This window comes from Clostridium sp. TJA038 (assembly GCF_058310255.1).
Genome location: NZ_JBZEFA010000022.1, coordinates 1 through 4037, shown reverse-complemented (window position 1 = coordinate 4037; position 4037 = coordinate 1). Strand labels below are relative to the sequence as shown.

The 4037-nt window shown below is 23.9% G+C and carries 4 protein-coding genes and 1 tRNA gene; 2 read left to right on the top strand and 3 right to left on the bottom strand.

Annotated elements, in window-relative coordinates; genetic code table 11:
• Positions 1–433: 433 nt before the first annotated feature.
• The gene (locus tag AC4FQV_RS11800; protein ID WP_491165594.1) at positions 434–1237 is read right to left on the bottom strand and encodes a pyruvate, water dikinase regulatory protein; all 804 of its coding nucleotides are present in this window, start codon (positions 1235–1237) and stop codon (positions 434–436) included.
• Positions 1238–1585: 348 nt separating this feature from the next.
• Between AC4FQV_RS11800 and AC4FQV_RS11795 the strand changes: the two genes are divergently transcribed.
• Positions 1586–2341 carry a signal peptidase II gene (locus AC4FQV_RS11795; RefSeq protein ID WP_491140406.1) on the top strand — a complete coding sequence of 252 codons (756 nt, stop codon included), beginning with the start codon at positions 1586–1588 and terminating at the stop codon, positions 2339–2341.
• Positions 2342–2455: 114 nt separating this feature from the next.
• On the top strand, positions 2456–2758 hold the full coding sequence (locus tag AC4FQV_RS11790; RefSeq protein ID WP_491140405.1) for a hypothetical protein: 303 nt from the start codon (positions 2456–2458) through the stop codon (positions 2756–2758).
• A gap of 70 nt (positions 2759–2828) precedes the next feature.
• Here AC4FQV_RS11790 and AC4FQV_RS11785 read toward each other — a convergent pair whose 3' ends face one another.
• The gene (locus AC4FQV_RS11785; protein ID WP_491140404.1) at positions 2829–3878 is read right to left on the bottom strand and encodes an ABC transporter substrate-binding protein; all 1050 of its coding nucleotides are present in this window, start codon (positions 3876–3878) and stop codon (positions 2829–2831) included.
• 90 nt (positions 3879–3968) lie between these two features.
• Positions 3969–4036 (bottom strand) — tRNA-Lys (locus AC4FQV_RS11780).
• Position 4037: the final 1 nt, after the last annotated feature.

Genomic DNA, 4037 nt, shown 5'->3' with positions numbered 1-4037 from the left:
CAAGCGACTTTCTTAGTTTAACATCACTTTGAAACTTTGTCAACAACTTTTTTCAAAACTTTTAATTTATTTTGTTAAGTTGTTTCCGCATCTCTTAGCGACGAGATTTATCTTACCATGATATTTGTTATTTTTAATAATATAATTTTTCTATTTTAATCAAAAAATTAATTATTTTCTTTTTAATTCTTTATTTTTCTTTATTTTTCTTATATTGATACACCAGGATTAGTATATTAAAGATTAATTTCCAAAACTATATATTTTATTAAATTTATTTCCAATTAATTCTTTTTTCTATTTGCTAAAGCCCTTATATTTTAACTTAAAAATAATTATGTAAATTTAAATAAATATAAAAAAGTCGCTAAAATTAACGACTTTTTCTCTATAAATAAAACTTATATATATTAACAAAAGAAAATTATTTATATTATTTTTTTACTCCTAGCTTTTCCATTATTATTAAAGCTGTATCCTCTATGGCTCTTTGAGTTACATCTATTGTTCTACATCCTAATTTCTTTAAAACTCTATCAGCAAATTCAAATTCTTCTAAAATTCTTGAATCAGAGGCATATTCTATATCTGCTGATATTCTATGAAATTTATCTAATCTTCTTTTTCTTATTTCTATAAGTTGTAATGGGTCTATAGTAAGACCAAATATTTTTTTCTTATCTATTTTATATAACTCATCAGGAACTCCTACCTCAGGCACTAAAGGAATATTTATAGCTTTAATCCCTTTATTAGCTAAATACATACAAAGTGGAGTTTTTGATGTTCTAGACAAACCAACTAATACTACATCTGCATTTTTTAATCCTCTATAATCTTTACTATCATCATACTGCATAGCAAACTCCATTGCCTCTATCCTTTTAAAATACGCTTCATCTGTGTTCCACATAGCACCTGGATTATAATCTGGATACTTATTTAATATTGTCGATGCAACATTTATTATTGGACCAAGAACATTTATTATGTTTATATTTTTTTCAATACACTTTTGTGTTAAATACTCTCTAACATTTACGGTAATAATTGTTGAAACTATCATACAATTTTCATAAGAGTCAAGGTTCTTTATAAACTCTTCAACATCCTCAAAACTTTTTACATAAGGTATTCTTTTAACTTCTACTTCATCTTTAAATTGACTAGCAGCTGCCATTGAAACCTGCTGTGCTGTTTCACCTATAGAATCTGATACTGCAAAAATTGTTAACATAAAAATATCTCCTCTCTTTTATCAAAAATTAAAAATAATATTTTTAATTTTTAAGTAATCTACTTTCTCTTCCCCTTAGCTTTTTATTTTATTATTCTTTAATGATTATTCTAAACTCTATAGTTTATTTATTTTACCCTTTATAAATATATTTATAAAAGGTCATAGCAAATTATTTCCTTGATAATTTATATATTCTTTTAAAATTGCTTATATCCTCTTTAATTACAATAATTAACTATGTTAAAATTGATTTAGTTTATTGAAATTAAATAAATTTATTTAAAATTAAATTTTAAAATAGAGATTTAAAATTTAATTTTATTTTTATTTATTAAGGAGGTAAGGATGAATAAAAAAAAGTGGGTAACTATAAGTATTCTTCCTGTAATGTGGATACTTTATTTCTTATTTGAATTTTTCACAGGAAGAATTAATAAAAATTCAGAATCTTTTATGATGTTACTTCTAATAATCCCCTTTGGTATAGTTGGTTATATTATTTATGTACTAATTAATAAATATAAAGAAGGATTAAAAACAAAAACTCTAATAAGCATATTTATAATATTAATGTTATTAGACCAAGGAGTTAAATTTATTATATACAAATGGTTTTTCAATAAATCTTTCGATATACTAGGAGATTTCATAACCTTTAATCCTATAATAAATACACAAGGCTCATGGCTTAATGTAAGATTTGGTACAGGATTAAGTTTCGGATTTCTTATAGTACTAAATTTAATTGCTATTATTATATTTTTTGAATGTTATAGATATTATATATACAAAGGACATAAAGATTTTAATGCAGATATGTGTATAGTATTTATAATGGCAGGAGCATTATGTTCTTTAATTGATAAAATATTTTATGGTGGTAGCTTAGATTTTATAGGAATAAGTAATTTATTTATAGCAGATTTTAAAGATATATATATAAACTTGGCTATTTTATTTTTTGTATTGTGTATATATTTTAATGATTATTGGAAAGATGATACTTCTAGTACCTTTAAGGAAGATATATCTTCTATAAAGAAATTCTTTATTTTTGCAAAAGATGATTTATTAAAAAATATATTAAGGATAAAAAAATAATATATTTGTAGAATATCACAAATTTAATAATAATCTATCATTTATAATGGACAAAGTTTCCCTTTATGATATATTAAAATTGTATATAATTGATGTTTATGAGGGGGCTTAAATATGTTAGTAAGATGTATAGATAATTCATTATGCTCAAGTCTTACAACTGGTAAAGAATATATAGTACTTGAAGAAGGCGATAAGTACTATGTTGTATTAGACGATAGAAATAGAGAAATCACAACTAAAAAGCAAAGATTTGAGGTTATAGAAGATAGCGACTTAGCAAAAAAAGCTAAGGCTACAATAAATGAACTTAATTTTCAAATTAATAATGAATTTAAGGATATAAAAGACTTTAAAGTTAGAACTAACTCTAAAGGAGAAATTAAAGAAGTTATTATTAAATTTAAATATGAATAAGCTTATTTACAATTCACACTTTTAAATATAAAAGAGAGATTATATATACATAATCTCTCTTTTTGCTTATCTAATTTTTTGCTTTATTTTCTAAATTTTTATCCTGAGTTTCCGGTTTAGCTATGCTATTGAATAATTGAACCCATTTGTTCTCATTTTCTAAAACTACAGAACTTTCTATATTTAATTCTTTAAAATTCTTAATCCAATCTGGAGAATATTTAGTAGCTACAGGTAAAGTAGGCATTATATTAAATTTTTGTGCTAATTCTAATTGCATCTTAGGTCCTGCTATAAATTCCATAAATAACTCAGCAGCATTAGGATTAGGAGAGTCTTTTAATATACCTGCACATTCTGTTACAACAGGATATCCTTCTTGAAAATCTACTTTTAATATATTTGCATTATTTTTCGAATTTTTATTAAAAACATCTAAAGGTAAAATACCTATAGGTGTTTCCTTAGTATCCAATCCCTTAACTAGTTCATTATAATTATTAAATAAATTAGCTACATTTAATTTTAATCCTTGTAAAAAATCACTTCCGTAATTTTCATTATTATTACCTTCTTTGGTTAAATAAGAAGCTGTAGCTGAAATAAAATATTTAGTATAATCATTATTAGAATTCACCATTAAAATTTTATTAGCATAAATTCCATTTTTTAAATCACTTATAGATTTAGGTATTAAATTTTGTGGTAAATTTGCTTTATTATAAGAAACTATAATAGGATTTTTAAAAATAGAATACCAGTATCCATCTTTATCTCTATAGTTATCATCTACTTCACTATACCAACTAGTTTTATAAGGCTTTAAAAGTCCTTCTGAACTAGCTTTATTATATATTTCCTTGTTTCCACCTAAAATAACATCAACCTTAGAATCTTTAAATGTACTGTCTTTTATTTCTTCTGTATTTTCAAAATTAACAGTTATTCCAGTTTTATCTTTAAAGACATCTGCTATATATTTATTCACTTCTTCAGGATATTTACTGTTTACTAAAACTGTTTTTTCTAAAACAGTCTCATTAGAACCACCACAAGATATTATTGAGAACGAAAATATTAATACTAAAAATAATAGTATTGTCTTCTTTATACCTCTCATACTAGCCTCCTAAATATCAAGATTATGTAATTAATTTCTTCAAATATTTTTTTATATATGAAAAAAACCTCTCTAAACTTAGAGAGGTTTTGGTGATCTGCCAGGGAATCGAACCCTGGACACCGTGATTAAAAGTCACGTGCTCTACCGACTGAGCTA

Excerpts from the sequence above, each read along its gene's own strand:
- AC4FQV_RS11785 (WP_491140404.1), bottom strand. The coding sequence starts at position 3,878 with ATGAGAGGTATAAAGAAGACAATACTATTATTTTTAGTATTAATATTT.
- AC4FQV_RS11800 (WP_491165594.1), bottom strand. The coding sequence starts at position 1,237 with ATGTTAACAATTTTTGCAGTATCAGATTCTATAGGTGAAACAGCACAG.
- AC4FQV_RS11795 (WP_491140406.1), top strand. The coding sequence starts at position 1,586 with ATGAATAAAAAAAAGTGGGTAACTATAAGTATTCTTCCTGTAATGTGG.
- AC4FQV_RS11790 (WP_491140405.1), top strand. The coding sequence starts at position 2,456 with ATGTTAGTAAGATGTATAGATAATTCATTATGCTCAAGTCTTACAACT.